This is a genomic window from Bartonella sp. bp_1 (assembly GCF_055808085.1).
Window position 1 is genome coordinate 502,115 of the sequence record NZ_CM147851.1, and the last position, 24,601, is coordinate 526,715.

At 45.6% G+C, this 24,601-nt stretch carries 21 protein-coding genes, 1 tRNA gene and 1 riboswitch; of the genes, 6 read left to right on the top strand and 16 right to left on the bottom strand.

Features of this window, described 5'->3' with window-relative positions; all coding sequences use genetic code 11:
• Position 1: 1 nt before the first annotated feature.
• From ACYZ97_RS02520 to ACYZ97_RS02540, 5 genes are all read right to left on the bottom strand, one after another.
• Entirely contained in the window at positions 2-2,314 is a 2,313-nt protein-coding gene (locus ACYZ97_RS02520; protein WP_473299929.1) for a PAS domain-containing sensor histidine kinase, read from the bottom strand.
• 198 nt (positions 2,315-2,512) lie between these two features.
• Positions 2,513-5,134, bottom strand: a complete 2,622-nt coding sequence (gene pepN / locus ACYZ97_RS02525; protein ID WP_473299930.1) for an aminopeptidase N — start codon at positions 5,132-5,134, stop codon at positions 2,513-2,515.
• 227 nt (positions 5,135-5,361) lie between these two features.
• Positions 5,362-6,186 carry a uracil-DNA glycosylase gene (locus ACYZ97_RS02530; RefSeq protein ID WP_473299931.1) on the bottom strand — a complete coding sequence of 275 codons (825 nt, stop codon included), beginning with the start codon at positions 6,184-6,186 and terminating at the stop codon, positions 5,362-5,364.
• A 378-nt stretch (positions 6,187-6,564) separates the two neighbouring features.
• Positions 6,565-7,584: an endonuclease/exonuclease/phosphatase family protein gene (locus ACYZ97_RS02535; protein ID WP_473299932.1), complete on the bottom strand. Its 1,020-nt coding sequence runs from the start codon at positions 7,582-7,584 to the stop codon at positions 6,565-6,567.
• Between the two features lie 39 nt (positions 7,585-7,623).
• Positions 7,624-7,761 (bottom strand): hypothetical protein, encoded by a 138-nt coding sequence (locus tag ACYZ97_RS02540; RefSeq protein WP_473299933.1) that lies wholly within the window; start codon positions 7,759-7,761, stop codon positions 7,624-7,626.
• 140 nt (positions 7,762-7,901) lie between these two features.
• Here ACYZ97_RS02540 and ACYZ97_RS02545 point away from each other — a divergent pair, with 140 nt between their 5' ends.
• Entirely contained in the window at positions 7,902-8,603 is a 702-nt protein-coding gene (locus ACYZ97_RS02545) for a glutathione S-transferase N-terminal domain-containing protein (protein WP_473299934.1), read from the top strand.
• 70 nt (positions 8,604-8,673) lie between these two features.
• On the opposite strand, the gene ACYZ97_RS02550 is transcribed toward ACYZ97_RS02545, so the two are convergent.
• A complete protein-coding gene (locus tag ACYZ97_RS02550; RefSeq protein ID WP_473299935.1) occupies positions 8,674-9,246 on the bottom strand; it encodes a hypothetical protein in 573 nt (190 codons plus the stop codon).
• Positions 9,236-9,748, bottom strand: a complete 513-nt coding sequence (locus ACYZ97_RS02555) for an O-acetyl-ADP-ribose deacetylase (protein WP_473299936.1) — start codon at positions 9,746-9,748, stop codon at positions 9,236-9,238. Before ACYZ97_RS02555 ends, ACYZ97_RS02550 begins: the two co-directional genes overlap by 11 nt.
• 42 nt (positions 9,749-9,790) lie before the next feature.
• On the opposite strand from ACYZ97_RS02555, the gene ACYZ97_RS02560 reads away from it, so the two are divergent.
• Complete coding sequence (locus ACYZ97_RS02560) at positions 9,791-11,059, top strand: leucine-rich repeat domain-containing protein (RefSeq protein WP_473299937.1); 1,269 nt, start codon at positions 9,791-9,793, stop codon at positions 11,057-11,059.
• Here ACYZ97_RS02560 and thiD read toward each other — a convergent pair.
• From thiD to ACYZ97_RS02600, 8 genes are all read right to left on the bottom strand, one after another.
• The gene (thiD, locus tag ACYZ97_RS02565; protein WP_473299938.1) at positions 11,048-11,815 is read right to left on the bottom strand and encodes a bifunctional hydroxymethylpyrimidine kinase/phosphomethylpyrimidine kinase; all 768 of its coding nucleotides are present in this window, start codon (positions 11,813-11,815) and stop codon (positions 11,048-11,050) included. The two genes, ACYZ97_RS02560 and thiD, sit on opposite strands and share 12 nt — an antisense overlap.
• On the bottom strand, positions 11,785-12,390 hold the full coding sequence (locus ACYZ97_RS02570) for a thiamine phosphate synthase (protein ID WP_473299939.1): 606 nt from the start codon (positions 12,388-12,390) through the stop codon (positions 11,785-11,787). The genes thiD and ACYZ97_RS02570 overlap by 31 nt, the downstream gene beginning before the upstream one ends.
• A gap of 31 nt (positions 12,391-12,421) precedes the next feature.
• Positions 12,422-13,195, bottom strand: coding sequence for a thiazole synthase (locus ACYZ97_RS02575; protein ID WP_473299940.1), 774 nt, complete (start codon positions 13,193-13,195; stop codon positions 12,422-12,424).
• Between the two features lies 1 nt (position 13,196).
• Positions 13,197-13,394: a sulfur carrier protein ThiS gene (gene thiS, locus ACYZ97_RS02580; RefSeq protein ID WP_473299941.1), complete on the bottom strand. Its 198-nt coding sequence runs from the start codon at positions 13,392-13,394 to the stop codon at positions 13,197-13,199.
• A 3-nt stretch (positions 13,395-13,397) separates the two neighbouring features.
• Positions 13,398-14,360, bottom strand: a complete 963-nt coding sequence (gene thiO / locus ACYZ97_RS02585) for a glycine oxidase ThiO (protein WP_473299942.1) — start codon at positions 14,358-14,360, stop codon at positions 13,398-13,400.
• Positions 14,361-14,420: 60 nt separating this feature from the next.
• Positions 14,421-14,539, bottom strand: a riboswitch (TPP riboswitch).
• A 74-nt stretch (positions 14,540-14,613) separates the two neighbouring features.
• Complete coding sequence (locus tag ACYZ97_RS02590; protein ID WP_473299943.1) at positions 14,614-14,982, bottom strand: DUF423 domain-containing protein; 369 nt, start codon at positions 14,980-14,982, stop codon at positions 14,614-14,616.
• A gap of 1 nt (position 14,983) precedes the next feature.
• Entirely contained in the window at positions 14,984-16,126 is a 1,143-nt protein-coding gene (locus ACYZ97_RS02595) for a pyridoxal phosphate-dependent aminotransferase (RefSeq protein ID WP_473299944.1), read from the bottom strand.
• 277 nt (positions 16,127-16,403) lie between these two features.
• Positions 16,404-17,702 carry a porin gene (locus ACYZ97_RS02600; RefSeq protein WP_473299945.1) on the bottom strand — a complete coding sequence of 433 codons (1,299 nt, stop codon included), beginning with the start codon at positions 17,700-17,702 and terminating at the stop codon, positions 16,404-16,406.
• A 613-nt stretch (positions 17,703-18,315) separates the two neighbouring features.
• On the opposite strand from ACYZ97_RS02600, the gene ACYZ97_RS02605 reads away from it, so the two are divergent.
• From ACYZ97_RS02605 to ACYZ97_RS02615, 3 genes are all read left to right on the top strand, one after another.
• Positions 18,316-18,406 (top strand) — tRNA-Ser (locus ACYZ97_RS02605).
• 1,564 nt (positions 18,407-19,970) lie between these two features.
• On the top strand, positions 19,971-20,276 hold the full coding sequence (locus ACYZ97_RS02610) for a hypothetical protein (protein ID WP_473299946.1): 306 nt from the start codon (positions 19,971-19,973) through the stop codon (positions 20,274-20,276).
• Positions 20,277-20,652: 376 nt separating this feature from the next.
• Positions 20,653-21,246 (top strand): BON domain-containing protein, encoded by a 594-nt coding sequence (locus ACYZ97_RS02615; RefSeq protein WP_473299947.1) that lies wholly within the window; start codon positions 20,653-20,655, stop codon positions 21,244-21,246.
• 88 nt (positions 21,247-21,334) lie between these two features.
• On the opposite strand, the gene ACYZ97_RS02620 is transcribed toward ACYZ97_RS02615, so the two are convergent.
• Positions 21,335-23,431, bottom strand: a complete 2,097-nt coding sequence (locus tag ACYZ97_RS02620) for a lytic transglycosylase domain-containing protein (RefSeq protein WP_473299948.1) — start codon at positions 23,429-23,431, stop codon at positions 21,335-21,337.
• A 262-nt stretch (positions 23,432-23,693) separates the two neighbouring features.
• Here ACYZ97_RS02620 and dapA point away from each other — a divergent pair, with 262 nt between their 5' ends.
• Positions 23,694-24,575 carry a 4-hydroxy-tetrahydrodipicolinate synthase gene (gene dapA, locus ACYZ97_RS02625; protein WP_473299949.1) on the top strand — a complete coding sequence of 294 codons (882 nt, stop codon included), beginning with the start codon at positions 23,694-23,696 and terminating at the stop codon, positions 24,573-24,575.
• Positions 24,576-24,601: the final 26 nt, after the last annotated feature.

Here is a 24,601-nt window from a genome sequence, read left to right on the forward strand (position 1 = left end):
CTTATGCCGAAAGAGGCAAGGTGAAAGTCACGGTTGTGCCTTTTCCTTCTTTCGATTTGATCGTCAGTGTTCCGCCATGGAGTTCTACCAGAGAGCGCGAGATGGCAAGGCCGAGACCTGAGCCTGTATGGGTTTTGGTAAATTGATTTTCAACCTGTTCGAATGGTTGCCCCAATTTAGCAATCGCTTCTTGTGGAATGCCGACACCGGTATCTATAATTGAAAATGTCAGCATATTACCTTTATGATTAGCATTTACTGAAATAGTGCCGCCGGAAGGTGTGAACTTGACGGCATTGGAAAGCAGGTTCAAGAAAACCTGAAGAATGGCGCGGCGGTCAACTCTTGTCAGGGCAGGCGTTGTTACTTTGCTATTGAGGGCTACATTCTTTTCTTGGGCCTGAGGTTCAAGAACATGTAATGCTTCATCTAGAATTTCACTCACATCGGCTTCTTCGCACATGAGTTCGAATTTTCCAGCTTCAATCTTCGACATTTCCAGAATGTCTTCTGTCAGCGCAAGCAGATGTTTGCCGGTCTTATGTATGTTATTCATATAACCGACATAACGATCGGAGCCCAAGGGGCCGAAAATCGATTGAAGCATGATTTCTGAAAAGCCCAGAATAGCATTGAGTGGCGTACGGAATTCATGGGACATATTGGCGAGAAACTCGGATTTCGATTTATTGGCGCTTTCAGCGCGTTCTTTTTCGATTTGCAGGCTTTCATTGAGCTTTTCGACTTCTGCAGTGCGCTGGAATTGTGCTTCACGTGCATGACGCAAATCCTGAATAACACCCATGAGGCGGCGTTCTTGTTCTTCCAGTCGTTTTTGCTGGGCTTTGAGTTCGGAAATGTCGGTACCAACAGAGACAAAACCGCCGTCACCTGTCAGACGTTCGTTGATTTTAAGCCATGTGCCATCTGCCATTTGGCGCTCGACAGTACTATTGCCAAGAGCATCTTCTCCCATGGCCCGTTCACTGATGGCCGCGCGAATTTTGGCTTCTATCACAGTTCGCTTGACACCGGGAACCAGTGCCTCATTTGAAAGCCCGGCATATTCACGGAACTTGCTGTTGGACATGACTAGACGGTCATCGGCATCCCAAAGAACAAAAGATTCAGATATGTTTTCAATAGCATCGCGGATGCGCAAATCAGCCTGGGCTGTTTCTTCTGCAAACTGGTGCTGTTCGCTGACGTCAAAAGAAATACCGACAAGGTGTGGCTCGTCGCCTTCTGCGACTTCGGCACGAATACGCATCCAGACATAATGCCCATCGGCATGGCGCATAGGAACATTGATATCTACATGATTGGTTTCGCCGTTTAATACCCGTTCGGCAATATCATAAAAGTCTACATCCATCGGATTGATAATTTTAGTAATTTCCGAAATGGAAAGGAGCGCATCTTGTGGTTTGTAACCCAGCATTTCATACATGGAGCGTGACCAGTAAACACGACCGCTGGCCATATTCCAGTCCCATAGGCCGCAACGTCCGCGTAGCATAGCCATTGCAATACGGCTCTGGATTTTTTCTGAAATGTCATCGGCGTCACGTGCCCGTGCGGCTTGGCTGTAATAGGCATAGAGAATGGCCAGCATGACACCGCAAGTACCGGCAAAAAGGGTAATGTTAAGTGATACGCTTTTGCGCCAATCCGCAAATATATCTTGTGTTGCCTCGCTGACAAACACACCATAATCACCGTTGCCCGCTTGATTGAAAGAAGCAAGGGAAGGGACACTGTCAAGTTTGACCGGCATAACACCGGCACTGGCGCCAAAGACAAAAAGCGGTTGTGCATTGGTAATGATGGTAGACAGATTTTTCCCCAGAACCGGTTCAAGACCGGAGGCGGCAACCACATTGCCATCTTTGTCTACGATAGCAATCTTTGCCGATGCACTGATCAGGCTTTGCGTGCGGAAATCAAAAAGCAGATTTTGTAATCGGGAAGCATCCAGTGTCGGTGCATCTGTGTCTGTCTGAGTCAATAAGGCCCGATCAATGGAGCTGGCAATATGGCTGGTTGAAAGTGTCAAAGCACTGCGAGAGGCCAGTTCTATATTCTGGCGCCATTCATAAAGCGATAGGCAGCGCACAACAAGGATAATGACGAGAAAGGCCAATATAAGGATTGGAACAGAACGGCGCAGCCATGGTTCCACCTTCAGCAAACGCTGATAGGCCGGCCCTGAAAGCAGGTCGACATGGGCTGATCGGCCTGAGCGTTTTTTAGCGTCAGGCTTTTGATCAACAAACGTCTGTGTGGGCGCGTTAAACGCGTCCAATTCTGCCATTGCTGGCCCCCTCAAAAAAATAATGTAAAAACGGAAAACTGATTCGGCACGCAACAAACCCGAACGAGCGCAATGAATCAAAACTGATTCGTGTTGTCCAGTGTTTTTTTAATAAAAAATTAAATTTCATTATAAGAGCTTAATTTATAAGCATTAATAGAAATTTAATATTTGCGTTAACCTTTTGTTTTTGACGCTTTATGCCAGCATTCTGGTTATGATATCTGCCAAATCAGTTGACAAACTCTTTTCATCCGCTATGCGGCCCAATGCTTTTTTCAGCTTTTCGCGTCTAATAGGCTCATATTGCTTCCAGTTACGCAATATTGTGGCAAGACGTGCAGAAAGCTGCGGATTTTCCTTATCAATCATGACAATGAGATCGGTAAAAAATGTATAGGCTGCACCGTCTTCGCGATGAAAACCTGTTGGATTACCGGCCGCGAAGACAGCAATCAGGGCACGAGTACGATTGGGGTTATCTAGCGAGAACAGATGATGCTGCATCAGTTTTTTTACATCATCAAGCGTATGGGGGCCAGCAACCATGGCCTGGGTGCTGAACCATTTATCCATAACCAGCGGGTCCTGACCGAATTCTTCTTCAAAAGCATGAAGCGCATTTTTGGCTTCTAAGCTGGTGCTAAAACGATGGACAAGAATATTGAGTGCGGCTATTTTATCCGTCATATTATCGGCACTGTTGAAGTGGTTGACTGCATCTGAAGCATCGTTTTTGGCGATGGAAATATAATCAAGCAGCAAATTGGAAAGTGCTCTTATCCCTGATTGGCGGGTATCGGGTGAATAATGCTTGGCCCGTGGCAGGTTGCGATGCAGCGCATTGAAAATATCAAGCTTGTTTTGGGCGACAAAGAGTATGAAGCGTTGACGGGCTGAAAAAATAGCCTGTGGATCGACGTCCTGACCAATGGCGCGAGCAATGTCATTTTCACCGGGGAAACTCAGGCTCATGGCGCGAAAAGCCGGATCAAGTGTTTCATCGCTCGCAATTTTCGCGATACTATCGGCAAGAGCGGCCCGTTCCGTTTCATCGATATGGCCTTTGGATGCGGCGACCAGATGATCGCTTAGCAAGCTGTTTAGAGCCTGCCAGCGATTGACATCATCGCTATCGTAGGCAGCAAGAAAAAACAATTCCTGACGGTCGCGTGCAAAGGAGACTTGAACAGGTGCAGAAAAATCACGCAAGAATGAAACAACTGGCTTTTGCGGACAATGAGGGATTGTTAGCGTCTGTTCCTGTTCTTTTAAAACAAAAACGCCGTTATTGATCATATTGCCGGTTTCAAGCTGCATATCCTTGCCATCTGGTCCAATAAAGCCGAGACGCACCGGTATGACCATCGGTTTTTTGTTTGTCTGCCCCGGTGTTGGCGGGATAGATTGGCGGATTGTCAACTGATAGGTGCCGTCCTGATAGGTTTCATTGACATCGAGCTGTGGTGTGCCTGCCTGCTCGTACCAGAGCATGAATTGGCTGAAATCGTGGCCTGATATATCGGCAAAACACTGGATAAAATCTTCAATTGTACAGGCTTCGCCGTCATGCCGCTTAAAATAGAGATCCATGCCTTTGCGAAATAGTGCTTCACCCAGCAATGTATGGATCATCCGTACGACTTCAGCCCCTTTTTCATAAATGGTTGCCGTATAGAAATTATTGATTTCGCTGTATTGCCGCGGCCGTACCGGATGGGCAAGTGGTCCGCTATCTTCAGGAAACTGGGCGGCTTTCAAGGTACGGATATCGGCAATGCGCTTGACGGGACGGACCCGTTCGTCGGATGAAAATTCCTGATCGCGATAGACCGTCAGCCCTTCCTTCAAGCACAGCTGGAACCAGTCACGGCAGGTGATACGGTCACCAGTCCAGTTATGAAAATATTCATGCGCAATAACCCGTTCAATACCATCATAGTCATTGTCCGTTGCTGTATGCGGGTCGGCCAATACATATTTGTCGTTAAAAATATTGAGGCCTTTGTTTTCCATGGCGCCCATATTAAAATCCGATACGGCGACAATATTGAAAAGATCAAGATCATATTCGCGGCCAAAACGTTTTTCATCCCATGCGAATGAACGTTTCAGGGCATCCATGGCATAATGGGCGCGTGATTGCTTGCCTTTTTCGACATAGACGCCCAGTTGTACATTGCGTCCGGACATGGTGGTAAAACGATCATGGATGCTGTCGAGGTCACCGGCGACCAGTGCAAATAGATAGGAAGGCTTGGGATGGGGATCATGCCAAAGTGCAAAATGGCGGCCGGAATCAAGATCGCCTTCTTCCAGAAGATTGCCGTTGGATAGCAGAATAGGACAACTTTTTTTATCTGCTTCGATACGCACGCTATAGACAGACAATATATCGGGTCGATCATAGAAATAGGTAATCCGGCGAAAGCCTTCGGCTTCACATTGGGTACAGAAAACGCCATTGGAAAGATAAAGTCCCATCAATTGGCGGTTGGCTTTTGGGTTGATTTCGGTCTCGATTGTAACATTAAAGCTGGTTGCATCCGGTGGGGTCAGCTCAAGCTTTTTGGCTGATGCGCTATAGTGCTCAGCAGAAAGTGTTTCGCCATTTATGGCGACACGCAGCAGTTTGACATCGTCACCGGCCAGTTCCAGCTTAGTGCTCGGCTTTATGCCATCACGTCTTTTGAAGGTAAGGCTTGCTTTGACAAGTGTGTTTTCAGGATAGAGGGAGAAATCAAGTTCTGTTTTTTCGATTGCATAAGGTGTCTGTTGATAGTCTTCGAGGTGAAAAACAGGGCGGGATGGGGCATTCATGATTAATATCCTGATAGAGCACTATTATTGATATTGATCCTAAGCTTTCATTATTCAATCGGCAATGCTCTTTGCAAAAACTAACGTGCATGTGAATTGAGTTTCTTTCTTTGGTGTTTTTCCGGCATAGGCAGCCGTCGTGCTGCATTGTATAGAAATAAATAGAACAGCCTAACGATAGCGGTGTTTTGAAAAATCCATTTTAAAAATATAGACTATATTTTGGGTTACAGACTGTCGAGTCTGGCTTTGATTTCAAGGAGATCTTGCCATGCAAGTTTCTTTTGTGCCGGAAACCGTAACAAATGGTTGGGATGCAATGTTGCCATTAATGGCAATGACTGTCCGGTAGATGTTTTATAGTCGTGCCAATGGCCGCGCAGACGTACAATAGCTTGTTTCCCACCCGTCAAGAGTTGCGCGGCAGGGCCACCCATTGCGATAAGAATTTTAGGATTGGCCAATTCAATCTGTCGTTCAATGAATGGACGACAGATTTCAGTTTCGGCAGCAGTTGGAGCACGGTCACCTGGCGGGCGCCAGAATATTATATTGGCGAGATAGACGCTATCGCGGTTCAAGCCGATTGCCGTAAGCATACGGTTTAATAATGCACCGCTAAGACCGGCAAAAGGTTTACCTTGAATATCTTCGTCGCGACCGGGAGCCTCGCCAATAAACATAAGAGGGCTATTCGGGGTACCATCATCAAAGGAGGTGTTTTTTGCCGTAAATTTTAACCCGCAGCCGCTAAAATGTTCCAGAGCGGTACGTAGTTCTTCCAATGTTCCTGCTTGCTGTGCGGCATTTATGGCATTGTTGATTTCACTCTCGCCTGGGATAGGGGCAGGTGTAGACAGGCGTGGAGATGTCGGTTTGATTGGCGGATTTTTTTCTGCAGGCTTTTTGACAACAAAAGCCACTTCGCGACGATGTGCGGATTCTTCGCTTTCTATAAAACGGTTATGTGGCTTTTCCGATAGGGCACAGTCAACGCCGGCACTTTCGTAAAAGTGCAGTATATCGTCAAAAGTAAAGCGGTTTTCAGTCACATCCATTATCCTGCGGGTATCGTCGACAGTTTGGTCCTGTGCTGTCTTACATCATCACAATGCCAATGTCAGTCCTCAAGATGAAGAACATCAATAACGCTTATCTTGCCTGTGGATGTTTTGATGTGAGTTGGAGGTTGCAAAATATCCTCATGAACATCTTTGTACTTACAGTGTCTCGGGTAAAATGCGAGATTGTCTATATGCCAGTGTCCAGAAAACACAAAGACAACGCCAAGATTAAATTTTTAGGCCAACTGTTTGGGCGATAGTATGTAGTGGAAGGTGGTAACACCATGGGGTGATAGCCGATACTAACATTCCATTTGCAAACACAAGGAGAGCCGTTTCTAACAGGTGATATAGGATACAATCAAATCAGTTATCGTTTAATTGAAATTCGATCACGACCGGAAGATGATCGGAGCCAATGGAGGGAAGCGTTCCTGCACGGATGACGTGGATCGTATCGGACACCAGCACCTGATCGATCGGTAGGCCGAAAACAGGCCGCATAAAAGATGGAAATTGATAGGAGAGGAAGGTGTTGCCCAGTCCTGCAATATGGCGCGTATGGGTAGTTTTTTCCAATTTTCGGACTGTATTACTCCATGTTACAGCATTGAAATCACCGGCAACAATCATTGCATGGTTGCGTGTTTGGTTATGGTCATAGCGTTGCATGAACCACTGTTCCAACTCGTTAAGCTGTCGATTCTGTCCATAAGGCCATGGCCAGGATAGATGTGCTGAAAAGACATCTATTGTTTGCATAGGATTATCTTCTAGGGGGAGAGAATAACCGATCAAAATGCCGCGTGTTGTTTGTGCATAGATGCAATTGGGCACATCATAAATGGCTTGTGTGGTTCTTTTACGGGAAAAAATAATGCCATTGGCACCAATCCTGTCATTTTCTTTTTTGCATTGGTGCATGTTATTCCCCATAAGCTTGCTGATAGCTTTCAAGACTGGCTGCCATTGTTTTGAGGCTTCTTGAAAAGTCAAAATATCTGGTTGTTCTTTTTCAATCAGTGCAATCAGTTTTTGTGGGGTTGGATTATTATACCGCAGGTTGATCTGGACAAGTTTGAATATCGTCTTTTCTGCGTTGGCGCCTTGCGCTTTGATGCCGCCTGTCTGTTTGCTAAATGAGACAATCATCAAGGCAAATATGATCATCATCAAGGCCTGTTTTTTGAGTGGTGTGAGAAAGAGCGGTAATGTCAATAGAATGGTCAAAATAGCAAGCGGTATGCGAATATCGGCGAGTGAATCAAAAAACGGGTGTACACTGTTCATCAGACTACCCAATAAGGGCAGGGTTAGCAGAACCACTCCGATGAGCCAGATTGTAGCCAGTGGTGTTACGTTTTTTAGAGCGCCATTGTTTTTCATATGTCCTATATACGGATAGGCGGTCTGGTTTGCCAGCCTTTATCGAAGACTACTGGTTATAACAGGATCAATCCATGGTGTTGAAGCTGTTGATTTGCTGTAATAAAGCGCACTGCCACATGCAAGGCTGATGGATAGAATGGCAATGGATAAAATGGATATACGACGGATCAACATGCTATCTACTCCTTGATATTCTCTCTATTCTATAAGAATGTGTTTGAATGTAGGCTGAGATATTCATTCATCAGGTGTTCATGTTCTGGCTATCCTCCTATATGCTTATAGATAATGGCGAACGATGAAGAGGATAGATAATGCTATCGCAAACCAGACCGATCCAGCTTTATTACTGGCCGACGCCCAATGGTTGGAAGATTTCCATCATGTTGGAGGAACTCGGGATTCCTTATAATGTCAATTATATTAATATTGGCAAAGGCGACCAGTTTCAGCCGGAATTTTTAGCCATATCGCCCAATAACCGCATGCCTGCCATTGTTGACCCTGAAGGGCCCGATGGTCAGCCGATCAGTGTGTTTGAATCAGGTGCGATTTTGATGTATCTGGGGCGCAAGTTCAACCGTTTCTATCCTCAGGAAGAACGTAATCGTGTTATGGTCGAAGAGTGGTTGATGTGGCAGATAGGCGGTCTCGGTCCTATGTCGGGGCAGGCGGGACATTTCCGCAATTATGCGCCCGAAAAGGTACCATATGGCATTGAGCGTTATACCAATGAGGTCAATCGGCTTTATGGGGTGATGGACCGTCGTCTGGCTGAAAATGAATATCTTGCCGATCATTATTCTATTGCCGATATAGCTTGTATCGGCTGGGTGTCGAATTATGAAGCCTATGATCAGAAGCCGGAAGATTTTCCGCATCTATTCCGTTGGCTGAAAACCGTCCGCTCCCGTCCGGCTGTTCAAAAGGGGCTTGATTTGGGCAAGGATTTGCGCAGGAATCTGGCTACCGATAAGGAAGCCCAAAAAGTTCTTTTTGGGCAAAAAGCCACTTAAAGTCAACCATCACTCCGGTCTTTATAGAGACCGGAGTGATGGTAGGATGGCTATAATCATCAGCAACCAGTCACCCATCAAATTTTTCCATATGAGATGGTGTGTCTGTTATGCGTGATTGAAGGAGAGCAATTTCTTCTTGTGGAACCCTGAAAAACCCGATGGCGCGGGGCACAAAATAACTGATGAAGAGTGAACAGAAAAATATAAAAAAGCCAATAAATGAGAGATAAATTCCTGTCATTTCCATAATAGCATATTGTGCTATTTGAATAGCCAGTATTGTTTCCGGAAAAAATAGATGCAATACGCTCATGACAACAAATTCCAGAATGGCTAAAAGCAACAAAACAATAAAGAGCTTGATGAGCCAACGGCATTTTTTCTTGGCGGCGCAGCCATATTGCGGATCGGGCTCAAGACTTGAAAGAAGCAGAGCGGCATCGTGTGCATGCTCTGTTGGTATATAAAGTTCCATTCCTTGAAGTCCATGGACTTTATGGGGGTTGATGGCAACCATATGACAGTTTGTTAGCCAGACAGGGATGCCATAGGCTTCTAAAAAAGAACGTGTCACCATTGTTTCAGGTAGGCCATAGCCGGTTCCCATTTTGATCATGTTTGGTGGGGTACTATTCGCCATGCAATGCCTTTTGATGAAATGTTGCGGTTTCTTTGGAAAAGCAACAAAATATGATTTTTTGAGGAAAATCATATTTTGGAATCCAGTTTTTGACTGTTTTGACAGCGATTTGGGCAGCCTGTTGTGGCGGAAATCTATAAACACCGGTTGAAATAGCAGGAAAAGCAATGCTTTGGAATTGATGATCACAAGCGATTTGTAAAGAATTCTGGTAACAGGCTGCGAGCAATTCAGGTTCGTTATGATGTCCGCCATGCCAAACTGGGCCGACCGTATGAATGACAAAGCGGGCGGGCAGTTGATAACCTTGGGTAATTTTTGCCTCGCCTGTCTTGCAGCCATGCAATGTCCGACATTCTTCCAATAGCTTGGGTCCTGCTGCATGATGGATCGCACCATCAACACCACCTCCGCCCAATAGTGAATGATTGGCTGCATTGACGATAGCGTCGACATGAAGCATTGTAATATCAGCTGTGATGATCTCAATACGATTGGACATTTTTTTATCATATCGCACAAAATCAGAAAGAAACAACAATATATGGGCGGTACTATTACAATTCATGGGCAAGAGATTCCGCTTGATACGGAAGAACTTGATTTTTACAGTCCTTATGTCTTGCCTGATGAGGAATATCTGGACAGTCTTGAAGGGGTGGAGAAACTCACCCAATTAAAGCGTCTCAATCTGTGCGGAACAAATATTACTGATCTTTCACCTTTGCGTGGCTTAAACCAATTGTGTGAAATTGATTTGAGCGAGACAAAAGTGCATGATCTCTCGCCTTTGTCTGAATTAGAAAATCTTAAGTCATTCTGTGCCTCTCATACGAATATCCATGATATTTCTCCGCTTTCACGCTCTATAGGGTTACAAGAGATCGATATTCAGGAAACCAAAGTTTCTTCCATTGATGTGATTGCCGAAATGGAGCAATTAAGAAGTATTGATCTTGGCAATACATATGTTGGCGATCTTTCTGCTTTACGCCATGCTTATCAATTGCGCTATTGCGCTTTATGCAACGAGCCTCCGCCCGGCGCACCACGCCATCATGAAGTTGATTATCGTCGATCAACTTATCCAATTGGAAAAGCACTGACCTCGCTTGATATTTTTGAAAATGCTTACGCTCTGACAAAATTGATGGTCAATGGCACTGATCTTACTGATATTTCAGCACTAAAAAATCTGCATGCCATGACAACGCTTGATATTGGCCATACATTGGTAGAAGACCTGTCGCCTATTGCCTCTTTAACGAAACTGGAAGTTTTGGAGCTTGATCGATTACCGGTTATCGAACTGGCATTTTTGCAGGATAAACAGCATCTTTGTCGTCTTTCACTAAGCTATAGTACCATAACTGATCTTTGGCTTTTGCCGCAATTGCAAGCGTTGAAAAAGCTAATGTTTGATGACACAAGGCTGACAACACTTGCCGGCCTGCCTGAATTGCCCTCTCTTCAATGGATGTGTGCCGCTCGAAGCGACCTTCGTGACTTATCGGGCATTTCCCGCTATCCCCTGTTGGAGCATGTTCATTTTGGAGGCACTTTAATTCATGATCTGGCGCCATTGGCACATTTGAAAAAGCTGAAATTCGTTAATGTCTGCAATACGTCGGTTCAGGATTTTTCGCCTCTGGCACAATGTCCCGATTTGACAAGTCTGCTCATTGGCGAAGTATCGCCACATGGGCGAACTTTTATGAGTATTGGGGAGGGGCGTGAAATGGGCCTCAACTGGCAAAGGCTTGGTGGTAAGTCTTTAATAAAGAGCTTTTTAGCACGCCAATCAGCATGTTAGTGAGCCTTGCATTAATTGTGTGACGTAATCTTTGGCCTGTCTGATTGCTTCGTTCATGGTGTGTCCTTGGACAAGGCCGACTGCAATGGCGCTGGATAAAGTGCAACCGGTACCACGCATGGTCGTATCAAGGCGTGGATTGGAAAATGAAAAGGTTTTATGTGCTGTATAAAGCCTGTCAATGGCATTGTTACCTTGCCCGTGGCCGCCTTTGGCAAGGACTGCCTTTGCACCGAAGTGCATTAGCTTTTGTGCTTGGCGGTTGATGGTCTCTTCTGCATCTGCAATAGGCTCATCGCTTAAAAGTGCAAGCTCTGGTAAGTTGGGGGTTACTAATGAGACAAGTGGCAAAAGCATTGATGTGATGATTTCGATCAGCCCTTTTTTTGCCAATGGACTACCTGACGAGGCACCGAGGACGGGATCCAGTATGATAGGCAGTGTAGGATAGTGTCGAATATCTTCGACAATGATACGTGCAATTTCCGGTGTTGCAATCTGGCCGATTTTTATGGCGGCAATTTTGCCTGTACCAAGTGCTGCCCTTATCTGTCCACTGACGATAGTTGGATCCAGCGGGTTGACAGATGTAACGGTATGATCATCCTGTACATTGACTGATGTAATGGCCATGGCGGCGCCAAGCTTGAAAGCGGAAAATGTCTCAATGTCACGGATAATGCCCGCGCCGCCTGTTGGGTCTGTGCCCGCAATGGTGAGGATTTTTAACGCCATTTTGCCGTCACTTCGATCCATTCGTCAACACGTTTTTCAGGGGTATCATGAAGCAATATATCCGTGACAACGGCTGCACTATCGGCACCAGCTTCTAGAACACCCGTTACGCGTTCAGGTGTCAGGCCGCCAATGCCGACAAGGGGAATATGGCCGATCTGTTTTTTCCAGCCAGTAACTTTTTCAAGTCCTTGGGGCGCCCATTTCATCTTTTTCAAGATTGTCGGATAAACAGGCCCCAGTGCAATGTAATCGGGTTTGGCAGCAAGCGCTATATCCAGCTCTTCGCCATCATGGGTGGAAACGCCAAGTTTTAGCCCGGCTTTTTTTATGGCGGCAAGATCGGCTTCAGCCAGATCTTCCTGCCCCAGATGGATAAAATTGCATTGTTCTTCAATGGCTATTTTCCAATAGTCATTGATGATCAACTGACAGCCATATTGCGCACAAATTTCTTTTGAACGGCGAATATGGCTGCGAAGCGTTGTTTCGTCTTTATCTTTCATCCGCAGTTGTACCAAGCTGACACCAAGGGGAATAAGCCGTTCAATCCAGTCGGCACTGTCAACAATGAGATAGAAGGGATCAAGTTTCATGGAATACTGACCTTGCATAGAGAAAGGGGTTTTATGAAAAGACGGCTTGTCCGATAACAGGTGTTGAGGGAACCGCCATATCGCGTGGTTCAAGCAGACCCGCTTGATAGCCTTCACGGCCTGCATTGATGGCTTTGGCAAAGGCTTCAGCCATCAAGACCGGATCGCCTGCCTTGGCAACGGCTGTATTGAGCAATACGGCATCGTAGCCAAGCTCCATAGCTGCTGTTGCATGGGAGGGACGGCCGATTCCGGCGTCGATAATGAGCGGCAGGTCTGGAAAATGGGCGCGAATGGAGCGTAATCCGTCTGTATCACGCGGTCCTTTGGCCGATCCGATTGGTGCGCACCATGGCATAATGACACGGGCCCCTGCTTCTGCCAGTTTTTCGGCGACAATCAGATCATCTGTTGTGTAGGGGAAAACCTCGAAACCTTCTTCTGTCAGTATTTTTGTCGCTTCTACCAAGGCAAAGACATTGGGTTGCAATGTATCCTGATTGCCGATGATTTCTACCTTGATCCACGGGGTTTTGAATACTTCGCGCGCCATTTGGGCGGTTAAAACCGCTTCTTTGACAGAAAAGCAGCCTGCGGTATTGGGTAGAACTGACACATTAAGTGCCTTGATCATCTGGAAGAACTGGCCACCACTTTTGCCGCCGGCTGTTTCTCGCCGCAATGAAACGGTAACAATTTCAGCCGCCGATTTTTCAACGGCAGTTGCCAAAATAGCCGGTGAGGGGTATTGGGCCGTACCAAGCAGCAGGCGGGATGAAAATGTCTTGCCATAAAGTGTTAGCATGTCAGCCTCCCTGCATCGGACTTAAGACTTCGATCCGGTCACCTTCTTTGATTTTACATGTGCTTCGTGCATCGGTTGGTACAAGTGCGCTATTCAGCGCGGTTGCTAGCCATTCTCCTTCATAACCGAGCTCGGACAGCAGATGTTCAAGTGTAGATGCCTTGGTTTGAAGGATTTCACCATTAACGCTTATATTCATTGTTCAATCCAGTGCCAGTTGCGCGGCTTCCATTGCCATGGCTGGTGCTAAAAGATAGCCATGCCGATAAAAGCCGTTAATTGAAATATGGTTGCCGCTTTTACTTACGCGCGGAAAGTTGTCGGGATAAGAAGGACGGACGCCGATACCGGCTTCAATGATTTCCGCTTCACCAAAAGCCGGATGAAGTGCATAGGCCGCATTCAAGAACTCCATCATCGAACGGGCAGATATAGGGGCATCGCTATCGCTTTCAATCATGGTTGCGCCAACCATGAAAATATGGTCCGAACGCGGTACAATATAAAGTGGAATACGCGGGTGTAGAAGGCGGATAGGGCGGGAAAGATTGATTTCGGATGTACGCAATAGTAGCATTTCTCCTCGTACACCGCGCAATGAAGGATCTTTGCCAATTTGTGATCTGCCTGTTGCATCGATAATTGTGTCATAGGGGGTTTCATTTTCACCTTTGTCGACAAAGTGCACTCCGCGCTCATTCAATATTGCTTTAAGCGCCAATAATGCCTGTCGTGGATCAATATGGGTTTCATCAGCAAAGAAAAGTCCGCTATTGAAGCGATCGGCCAGATCGGGTTCGATTTTGGCAATAAATGATGTATCGACATTTTGATGTCCGCGGGTGCGGCTGGCAAAGCGATTGAGTTCAGAGCGATCGCGTGAAGATGCAACAACCAATGTGCCATTATGCTGGACAAGGTGTGGTAATTTTTCCGCCCACCATTTCATGGCTTGTAGGCCCAATGTTTCAACGCGTTCTTCTGCGCTTTCATGTTCGCAATGAGGGGCCAGCATACCGCCTGCAAACCAGCTTGCTGCACCGATGGGGGCATCAAGTGGTGCACTAACTGTAACCGATGCACCGCGTATAGCCAATTCATAGGCAACCGTAAGGCCACCGACACCTGCGCCTTTGACGAGGATATTTTGCCTGTTTTCTGCCATATCCGCTCTCCATCAGGGATGTTCTCTGACGATGCGATAGATGAGGTGGTAAAGAATATATTCTGAACAACAACACCATTCCTACGCCAGTCTGAACTGGATCAGGTTCAACGGGTCATTGCGCTGCTTAAAAGCCATCAATCTCTCAGCCCCTTGTCGGGACTCCCCTGGTGCCGTGACTCTTGTTGAGATGGCCGCTTTTGTCAAGTATCGTTTTATTGATGCCGTTTTGACAAAAGAAAATGATGTTCATTTATTCGTCTTGCGGTCTATCGTGGGGAACAAGTGCAGAAATAACAAAAAGCAGCCAGCCGAGAATAGTGGCCATACCGCCCAATGGTGCGGCAAAGGGAAAGAGTTTGTGCTCTGTCATTTCGCGCATGACGATATCGCCCGTAAAAAGAGTGACGCCTAATATGATCAAAGCACCGCCTAGACGGGTCAAAAGACCACTTCTATTGGATAGGGAAAGAGCAATCAATAAAGGTGCGTTTCCAAGCAGAATAGGGGCGATTGATTCAAAATGGCCACCCAGATGCGCCGCGGCAGCATAGGCTGCAATGCCTCCTGCACCAAACAGTCCGCCAATAGCGCAGAATATGCGGTGTTCAGTTTTGTGCATTCTATGCTCCTTTTGCTGATTTGAGTGTTTGAGCCAAGGCTGTTTCGAATAGATCCAATGCTTCATCATTTCCGACACTGACACGGATTAAACGATCAAGAACCGGCACAGACGGTTTGCGGATAAAGACACCTTGCTGGGCTAGGTCATCAAGAATAAAGCGCGCAAATGTGGCATCGTGTCCGCAGTCGATAGCAACGAAATTGGCAGCAGAATCAAGCGGCTCTAGATCATGGGCAAGAGCGATTTGTTGGATTCGGTGGCGTCCATCGATAATCTTTTGAATACTCTGTTCAAGATAGGTCTGGTCATCCAATGCGGCAATAGCAGCTTTCTGAGTTAAAAGGCCGATAGCAAAATGATCGCGGATTTTATCAAAGAGTGAAATGATTTCAGCTGGGCCGATGACATAACCACAGCGCATACCGGCCAGTGCATAGGCTTTGGAAAAAGTACGCATTCGCAGCACATTGGGCCATAAACGGTCAATGGGGGGCAAGGCGGCTTCGGGGGCGCATTCGCCATAAGCTTCATCAAGGATAATCATTGTTGATGAAGGAACAGACCGGATAAAGTCTTCGATAGCATTGGCTGTATGCCATGTGCCAAGTGGATTGTCAGGATTGGCGAGGTAGACTATTTTTGCATGATGGTCGTGTGCAGCCTGCGCCAATGCATTAAGATCACTTTTGAAATCCTTGTAAGGGACATGGACAAGACGCCCGCCATAGGCATTGACATGGTAATTGAAGGTTGGATAGCCGCCAAGCGAGTTGATGACGACATCGTCGTTTTCAATATAGAGACGTACAGCCAGCCCTAGCAAGGCATCGACACCCGCACCGACATTGATAGCTTTTGGCGCAAGACAATGATGGCGAGCCAAGGCGTGGATCAGATCATAATTTTCAGGATCGCCATAATGCCATATGTCATGGCCGTAGTTCTGGATAGTCTCGATGACTTTGGGTGAGGGGCCAAAACTGCTTTCATTGGCACCAATACGGGCTTTGAATATTTGTCCTGATTGCCGCTCCAGTGCCTCTGGCCCAATGAAGGGCGTTGTTGCTGGCAATGCATTGATAAGAGGCAATGCGGGCGGTGGTGTTGGATTCTTATTACTCAAAGGACGTTCCCCATTCATTATCGGGCCTTGATAATATGGATAGGCCATATTGATTTATCATCCATCTGGATATGGCAGAACATCAATGAAGCGGCCAATTTAATATATTTTATAGAGCTTGCCGGTTCGATAAGCCCTTTTATCGCCTAGCATGAAAAAAAATATATGCCTATGGGGCGGCAGTCACAAGCTGTTGACCAGACAGCAGAAGACAGCGAATAGAGCTTTCAATCAAGACATAAAAAAACCCGGCAGTTTCGACTGCCGGGTTTTTATAAGTTTTAATCCTAAAGGATTAGAACGAACGCTGAAGACGGATCATGCCTTCGAAAGCGTCTTTACCCTTAAGGGAAGTACGAACGCTATCACCAACAGCGACGCCGTTTATATCATGACGGTAGCCTGTACCGGCATCGTCATCCCATGAAACGTAAGTCAATTCAGGAATGATTGCCAAACCAGGAACGAGTTCATAACGAACGTTCAACGAAGCGGCAAATGTATCTGTGTCGTCATAGGACAACTGAGCATTCAGGCTTGTCTTCGGGTTGAATTTGAAAGTTGTACCGCCCCAAACGGACCAGTCACCACCCCAGTCACCATAGATTGAGTTGATTTGACGATAGATACCGAAACGGCCAAGGCCATTTTTATACTTACGATAGCCACCATCATACTCACGGTCACCTATAGTAACACCACGATTACCATAATTTTCGTCGATATCGTAGTAGTCGTTAGCTGACTTGTAACCAGCCATCAACCAAACACTCCACTGGTCGGTAACGTTTACGTCGATACGAGCCTTGGCAGCCCATTCTTCGTAATAAGCGTCATAAGCGCCAACCAAGGATACACCGCCCCAGCCCTGAACAAACTTCAGACCAGCAAGGATATTTGGTGTATAGTCATCAATTTTACCGCTAAGTTCTTTTGAACGGTTAAAGCCTACATTACCATTAACATCTGTTCTGAATCCACGTACGCCAGCATCGTCAGCATCGTTAGAACCCTGTTCAACACCCAAAATAGCCGAGAAGCCATTGCCGTTGTTGAAAGTGTAGCTGATGACGTTTGTACGGGCATACATCATTGGGTTAACAACGTCGTCGTTGTTCACAGCGCCGGCATAACCATTCCAGTGCCAGAAGATCGACTCGTCCATACCAACGCGAAGGCCGCCGAGTTCGATGTAACCGAACTGAAGACGTGTATAGCTGTTGTCGCCATCATCCCACTGCGAACGCAGGGTGATGTTTGTGCGCAAGGTGCCGAGTTCTGTTTCAGTTGCTGTCAAGAAGCTCAACTGACCGCGTGAACGCCAACGATAGGTGTCACGGTCAATGCCCTTACCTGTTTTACCAACCTGACGACCATATACGTTGTCACCGCCATGAATGTCGGCGCGGACGTAGCCGCCAATGCGCATGCAAGTTTCGGTACCAGGAATATAGAAATAACCTGCACCGTAAGCGTCACAAACGCGTACATATTCTACGGGTTCCGGCTCAGCAACGACAACGTCAGCTGCACGAGCGCCAGAAACTGCAACGAGGGCTGCAGCGGAGCCGAGAAGAAGGCTCTTAATGTTCATATCTGACCTCCAGTCAAAGTTTAAATTGGGTCGGGGTATTGAAGTTCAGCAAGCTGTTCCCCGATCCCCATTAACCGAAAAAGTCGCACGCAAGCGCTCCTTCTTCATGAGCCGAACATACTCGCCCCGTTTTATGTTTCAACCTCGAAATGCATATTTAACAGATAGTCATGACAGTATGCGTCTGCGTTGTTGCAAAAAAGTCACGAAAACACCGTTTAGGAGCTAAAAAATTGAGGGTTTGTTAACTATGGCCGACGTCTTGGCCTGTGGAAAAGGTAAAATCGGCTCCTTTTGATATGGAATCACCGTATCTGTGACGTGCAGATATATAATGCGATATGTGGAATTGTTTTATCATGCGAATGCATATCTGTATGGCTCCCTATATATAATGACTATAAAGTGGTTTTATGTTGACTGACTTAATCTGGATTACGTGTTGATTCTTCTAAGAATCAGTATCTGTTTGTCTATAGATAGGCTGTGATGCCCTGCAAGGTGGCTTTATTGCCGCTTTTAATGGGATGACTTTATAATATGGGCAGAAAAAATGCTTCGAATCGTCAAAAGTTCTTGAACTTGGCGTCAATACTGTTTATTCCCCGTCCTCGGAGAGGTGGCCGAGTGGTCGAAGGCGCTCCCCTGCTAAGGGAGTAGGGCTCAAAAGGCTCTCGTGGGTTCGAATCCCATCTTCTCCGCCATTCCCTAGAAAATTATCGTATATAGATAAAGAATAAGAAGCAGAATAGGTGTGCATTAAAGTACATATGTGTGAATGGAAATTGGCACAAATCTGGCACGGCACATTTGTCAATGAATCTGGTTTGTTTGAATTTTTGTAAGATGGCGATTAATCTCCTGCTTGATCGGTTGATAAAATCAGGTAGGCATTATCAATGTAATCGTTATTTTTTGCTTGGAGATCGATTTCTTTAAAAATATCTCGATAGTGCTGAACTGGTTGTGAGCGCATTGAATAATATGCTTTTTACATAAACCATCTTATAAGCAGTAAGATTGTTATAAAGATCGTGAAGTAGGTTGTGAAAGCATTCAAATCTGTTGTTTTTTTTGTTTTGAAAAAAAATACGCCATAAGAGATCATCATAAAGATTGGTACAATCGTCAAAATGGCTAAAAAATAGATCATTGATGTTTCAACTCCATTTTATGCATATCCATTTTTCTTCAATAGTTTTTATATCTTGATGAAACCTGCAATCGTAAGGATGAAATTACAGATTCTATGCTGTTTTTCAAATAAATAATGCATGTATGGTGTTTCCATTTATAGCAATGGAAATATTCAATATTTATGGTAGGGATACACTCACTAAGATAGAATATGGCTATTGGAACAGTTGGAGAAGGACGGTTATGACATATAGCACGTTGTCATTGATATGGATGATTTTTGTTTATGTTTATATGCCAATTGTAATAATTGCTTTTATTGCTCTTATAATCTGTGTGGGGAAGAATATAAGAAAGAAGTGTGTATTTTCTCCCGGGGCCATATTTATTAAATGCATTCCGGCTTTGCTTTTTTTAATCCTGTTTTCGGTGCCTGCTTTTTATGTCAATAATAAATATAATAGATATGATTATTGTGTAACAATTGTTGAGGCTAATAAAATAACGGATAGAAGGGATGAATTTCTTAATGAGAGATGTTCTTTTTATGATCTTGATGAATTAATAGATGTTGCTCGTAGGTATTAGTGAAATCGCATTGTATTATTGTTTGCTTAGCTTTTGTAAAAGCTCTTTTTCTTGAGCTATAATAACATGCGCTGTAGGCTTTTCTTATTTGTCTGTCGGCGCTGTCTTTTTTGTGTTTTATAGGCCAAAGATTGTCCGGTTAGGTGTCCACATTGAATTAGGGTCTCTATTCCCCGAGTTGTGATGTCCGCCACAGCCTGTCAGTGTAAATCCAATGATTATCATGAGGATTATTGATTTGACTAGAATATGGAAAGACGTACGCATAAAAGCCTCATGTAGGAATCTGAATATAAAACCTTTTATCAGAATGGTAGGGGGGCGTCTATATCTTGTTATATCCCACAAGGATAAGGCTTTCATGTCTTACAAGATGTGATAAACGCCGGTCGAAGCTTGTAGGGTATCATATTGTTCATTATTGAGGACACATCATTTGGGTAGCGAATAAAAAGTTTGCAACCTTGGGGTCTGATTAAATTGAAGTGGAAATTGTGAATGCAAAAACGCTCGATATTATTTATTGTTTTGGGGCTTGTGATATTGGCTGCTGCTTTTTTTATTGGTGGCGAAAAACCATCGGCACCTGAAGATTTAAAGGCGGCATGTGAGAAAAAATTCGAAAATACCGGCTCACAAGGTGATGTACTTATATCACGCTGCAAAGAAGTAACCTTTGCAATAGCAACGACCGCTACCAATGCACAAGATGCAGCCAAAGCAATTTCATCGGCCAATCAGTCTGATTTTATCATGAATATGATACAAAAGTTTCTTTTGGGATTTGGAAGTGTCTTAGTTTTCTGCGGCACATTAATAGCATTTAGAAAAAACAAAACAACTTTGTGAGTGTTCAAGAACCTTAAAGAGAAGAGGCAGGCAAGAATAGACAGTTGGTTTTTATGAGAGGCCCTGTGGTTAGATCGATAAGTGATTTTACGATGAACGCCGCTAAGATAGATATAAAATTATTATAGTGTGTCTGATATACTCGTCTTTCTTTAAGTAGGGTGAAATAGCTTAAATAAGAAAGAAGAAAATACTGCTCTGTTATGATAAAGTCTGTTAGTACCAGAATATTATGATCTGTGTGATGTCGATGGCTACTTTTATTGAATTGGAGGAGCTCAATGACGGATTTAACAGTAAAGCTTGTTGGTAAAACCAAGGGCTTTTAGATATGTTTCCAACGTTAGAGCGTGTCGGATTGTGAGGCAATAATTTTATGAGACGTTTTTTCTGGCCGTTTGTTACGCTGTTTGTTTCCGGTGTGATCTTTTTTTTATGGTTTTCAGCCCGTCCGTATGAGCGGCAGATAACCGCACAGTTTGCCGAGCTGACAATTGATTATCCTTGGGCAAACGCCAAAGTCACAGATGATGATATTGTGCTTTATGGCATGGCGCCGAATGAGGCTGAACGGAATCAGCTGATTGCCAAGGTTAAAAAGATTGCCAATATTGACGAGGTTAAATCGCAAATCACTTTGTTGCCGGTAGCGAAAGCATTTAACTTTGTGATTGATATGAAGAGTGATGTGATCACTTTGAGAGGGATGATCCCCCCGCAAATGGACCGTTTTGCCCTGATAGAAAAAGTTGAAAAAACAAAACCGGGTTTGCCCGTCTATGATGAATTGGAAGTCACCAATGGTGCTGATCCTCATTTCGAGCAATGGGTGGATTATATTATAGGCCTGTCAGCCGATTATGACGATGGAAATATTTGTCTTTCAAATAACAAGATCTATTTTACGAAAGAAAAACGTAAAAGGCAGACTTTCAATGCACCGCTGCCAGAAGCATTGAAAGAAGGTTAGGATTGCACTGAATTTTGGAAATGCAGTTGTATAAAATGCACAAAATTAAAAAAGCCGGTTTAAACCGGCTTTTTTAATTTGCTTATCCTTATCGCCCCGAGACTAGATCGGTTCTGATGTCGGTTGAGCCTGACAGGCGGGCTTTATAGACTTCATAATTCTCCATCACCCGCATTACATAGTTGCGTGTCTCGGTATATGGAATACGCTCCACCCAATCGACAACTGTATCAATATTCTGCCCACGAGGATCTCCGTAGCGTTCAATCCACTGATGGGCACGTTTGGGACCTGCATTGTAACCGATAAAGGTAAGGATATAGGAACCGTTGAAACGTTCCAGTTGTTCACCCAGAAAATGGGCACCAAGTGTGGCGTTATAGGCCGGATCGGTAGCGAGCCGGCTGGGTGAATAGGCGATGCCCTGTTTTACAGCAACGGCCTTGGCTGTACCGGGTAGTAATTGCAGCATACCTTTAGCGCCGGCACCTGATTGTGCAGTCGGGTTAAACTCGCTTTCCTGACGTGCAATGGCATAGGCCAGAGCCTTGCCGGACGCAGAGATATTGGCTGACGCTGGAATAGCACCAACCGGATGTGATAGCGCGCCGACATCAAGACCACGATTGACTGCGCTTTTGCCAATACGCAGACTTGTGTAGTGGTCGCCCTTTCTTTCAGCCATGACAGCCAGCATCGCAAGCTCTCCGGGACTGTTGATCGAAGCGCCCAGCTCGCGGTAAAGTAGGCCAGCCTTATCTTGATAGCCAATAGCTTCCAGACGCTTGATGGCCTGTACTGGTTCACGTGCTTCGAAACGCTGGCGCTCGGCGTTGCTTGGTTTGGGATAGGCAATATCTAGTGTTGTACGGCCAAGACGTGAAGCCGCAAGCTGGCCATAATAGGTGGTGCCATAATGGGCCGCGCGCTGGAAATAGCTTTGGGCGTTTTTGCGCTCTCCTGCTGCTTCGGCAGCGCGTCCCATCCAGTAATAACCGCGCGACATGGAAATGACACCGGTTGAAAGAGATGGGATTCGGGTAAAGTGTGCCAATGCTGTTTTGGGATTATTCAAGAATCGCAAGGCATACCAGCCGGCATGAAATTCGGCATCGGCAGCCATGGCCGGGGTTTCGGCCGTATGGGCAGACGCCAATTGATAGGCCAGTTTGGGCTGGTTCAAATCGAGCATTTCACGCGACAGAACACGCCGTTCGATCCACCATGCATCTGGATCAATCAGCGAGGCTGGATCCTTGGGAGCTTTTAACATCAGCTTGGCAGCTTCGTTATATTGACCGGCACGACGCAGATACTGGATTTGCGCAAATTGGAAAAGCGGGTCTTTATGCCACTTTTTATCGACATTTTTAAGCTTGGCCCCTGCTTTGGAATCACCTTTGATAACAGCAGCAACACCTTCAAAGAAAGATTGGGCCTGTGCCAGTGGCGCCAAGCGTTCGGCTGAATTAACGCGGCTCATATAAAGCATAGCACGCATGCGTTGTAGATGATCGGCTGTTGTCAGCGCCGGTCCGACCTTGTTGATAACCAGTTGTTCTTCTGCAGGTGATAATTTTGCGTGATACCACCATGGTGCTACAATTTGGCGGGCGCGATTGGCTTGCCCATTGTCAATCAGTGCTTTGCCCAGTGCTGCCATACCTTGTGCGGTGACCGGTATATGATTACCGAAACCATTGATAATGGCAGATGCACTATTGGTTTCGCTTGATAGAGCGCGTTCGGAATTCGCCCGCATTTGTGCCATGCCGGGCCAGTCTCTTAATTCGACAGCCGCATTGAATATTTCCGAACTTGGAATGCCGGGCATGCCCGATGTACCGATGGCCCATGTTAATATGTGCCGATCAAGCGCATTTTTAGGCATGCCATTGCGGATGGCAATGGCTTGTGGGGCGTTCTTGCTATAAAGGGCGTCTAATCCTTTTTTCAAATTACCGGAGGCAATCATATTGCCGGGGCGGATAATGCCATTTGTCACAACGCCATCCGTATTGAAAGGGCTGGTAGGTGTGGTGGTCGAAGCAAAGGGCTTGACGAGTGGTATAGGTGCTTTGGAAGGCAGCTCTTGAGCTATGGCTGCAGAAGACATCAAGGATGTGGAACCAAGGGCACACAGCAATAAAGGCGATAAAAATGACAAGGCGCGGGTCTGACGCATTACAATTCCATTTCTATAAAAAACAGTCGTCACGCATTCTAATTGTCAAGCATGAAAAGCCGGTTAACAATAGGAGTAATCCTTGATAAGTCCACTTTGATCAATAATTTCTGGTCGGATAATCATTTCTAATGAGATATAACTTATTGTGTATGCATTTTTCATGACGGTGATGATGTGAAAATCAACTTGCTTCATGCTTTTGGCAGGATTATGTTCATACTGTGAAAATTTGCCTTTTGGCTGTTAACGGAGCTTGATAATGTTTAAGGGAGCCTTTACCGCACTCATCACACCTTTTACCGATAAGGGGGATGTTGATGAAAAAGCCTTCCGTGCTTTTGTGAATTGGCAGATTGAAGAAGGCATTAATGGTCTTGTTCCTGTCGGTACAACTGGTGAATCTCCGACATTGAGTCATGAAGAGCATAAGCGTGTTGTCGAAATCTGTGTTGAAGAGACAAAGAAGCGCGTGCCGGTTATGGCGGGTGCTGGGTCCAACAGTACGGATGAAGCGGTGGAGCTGGCCCAGCATGCCGAGAAGGCTGGTGCCGACGCTGTCCTTTTGGTGACGCCCTATTATAACAAGCCTAACCAGAGGGGGATGTTTGCGCATTTTTCAGCCGTGGCCAAAGCAACCTCCTTGCCGATTTTCATTTATAATATTCCAGGCCGCTCTATCATTGATATGACACCCCAGACCATGGCTGAGCTGGCACGAACACATAAAAATATTGTCGGTGTTAAGGATGCGACCAGCAAGGTTGATCGTGTTAGTGAACAGCGTGAGATCTGTGGTCTGGAGTTTATTCAGTTGTCGGGAGATGATTGCACAGCGCTTGGTTTTAATGCGCAGGGTGGTGTTGGCTGTATTTCGGTAACATCTAATGTGGCGCCGCGTCTTGTGGCAGAGCTACATGCTGCCTGCAATCGCGGTGATTATAAGGCTGCCTTGGCGCTTAATGACCGGCTGATGCCGCTTAATCGTTCGCTTTTCATAGAGCCTAATCCGGCTGGTGCCAAATATGCTGCTGAAAAACTTGGTCTTTGTGGTTCTACTGTGCGTTTGCCTATCGTACCATTAGAAGCAAGCACCAAGCCGGTCATTGATGCGGCTTTACGTCATGCCGGCCTTATCAATTAGCGTCAAAGCTCTTGTCAAAGGGGCTT